The sequence below is a fragment of the Marinifaba aquimaris genome (assembly GCF_013328345.1).
Lineage (GTDB): Bacteria > Pseudomonadota > Gammaproteobacteria > Enterobacterales > Alteromonadaceae > Marinifaba > Marinifaba aquimaris.
In genome coordinates this window covers 1-1,277 of sequence record NZ_JABULX010000070.1, presented here as the reverse complement: position 1 = coordinate 1,277, position 1,277 = coordinate 1, and the positions used below count along the sequence as shown (strand labels likewise).

Genomic DNA, 1,277 nt, shown 5'->3' with positions numbered 1-1,277 from the left:
AGTAGACTATTCGAGTGTTTTGCTTGGAGTCCTATTAGGTGTTCGCTCTTGTTATCGGTCTCTCAACTGAGGAGCCATGCCTCAATCGAACTATCTAATAGAAAGGCCTTAGTTGCAGCTAAGGCTTGGGTCTCACTTTACCGCAATAGTTTTAAAATGTGTGGGGAATTATCCATACAATCGCCTCAAGCAGAAAGGACGCAAAAAGCTTGGCTTGCGCTCATTCTTCGCTAATTATAGCCAAGCATTTTCCGCCTCTTAGGCGGGCGTTATGCATCTCAAAGGGTTAATTGCATGCGACATTTGATACTCATGATAGTCTCATTACTGCTCAGCTTACCCAGCCATGCAAGCAGTCAAATTCCTAAGTCCTTCCTGGGGATATGGGATGCAAATGCAGATGCGTGCGAAAAACAATATAGTGATATGAGACTCCGTATCAGCTTCTCTGCAATCGAATACTGGGAGTCTTCTGGAAACTTGTTGGAAATCATTGAATCAAAGCATAGCTCTCTTATAGCTCGATTCGTTTTTCGTGGTGAAGGCGAGAGTTGGGAAAGAAAAATTACTTACTTTCTTTTGAATGAACAAAGAGAACTAGTTCAAGTTTTTGATGATGGAATGCGAGTTAGTCGGGTTCGGTGTACCGATGCATAACAAGTTAATTAAACCATGGACGCAAAACAGTAGGCTTGCGCTCCTTCGTCGCTTATTTTAGCCTACTATTTTTCGCCGTTTATTAGGGCGTTATGCAGCTAAGATGAATCTGCAACATGAGAGATAAAATAATTGAAGGCCTTGTAATAACTTTAATATTCGCGCTCGGTATATTTGGCCTTTTTGAGACATTCCAAGAATGGTCTACAAAAGATAGCGTTACTGTTTTTATGAAGATGGGACCTGATAAAGTGTTTGTTGGGTCCAACTTATGGATTGGCTTAACTACTAATGTTAGTGGTAGTTTTGGGCTGGTTTTTATGGGGGTAATGACTTTACTTGTTAAATTAAAACATCCAAAGGCAGGGATTGTGTTTGCTGGTATGGGCATGGCTTTACTTATAAATTGGTTTTTTTTCAAAATATTTATTGTGTAAACAGCATGCATAACAAAGCCTTTGAGTCGGATTCGTAACAGTTGGCTCGGTTCCGCTTCGCTTCACATTTTAGCCAACTACTACTCACCGCTTAAGGCGGCGTTATGCATCGGACTTACCCAAAAAAAGTGGACATCTCTTATAGTTAGATAAGAGGTGATTTATGACCAGTAAAAAGAAAAA

The 1,277-nt window shown here is 40.4% G+C and carries 3 protein-coding genes; all 3 read left to right on the top strand.

The features are described from left to right. On the top strand, nt 1-234 hold a 234-nt coding region (locus HR060_RS19250; RefSeq protein ID WP_217434985.1), incomplete at its 5' end, for a hypothetical protein. Nucleotides 235-426: 192 nt separating this feature from the next. Next, nucleotides 427-657 carry a hypothetical protein gene (locus tag HR060_RS19110; protein ID WP_174201859.1) on the top strand — a complete coding sequence of 77 codons (231 nt, stop codon included), beginning with the start codon at nt 427-429 and terminating at the stop codon, nt 655-657. 116 nt (nt 658-773) lie between these two features. Further along, nucleotides 774-1,094 carry a hypothetical protein gene (locus HR060_RS19105; protein WP_174201858.1) on the top strand — a complete coding sequence of 107 codons (321 nt, stop codon included), beginning with the start codon at nt 774-776 and terminating at the stop codon, nt 1,092-1,094. The last annotated feature ends 183 nt before the right edge of the window (nt 1,095-1,277 follow it).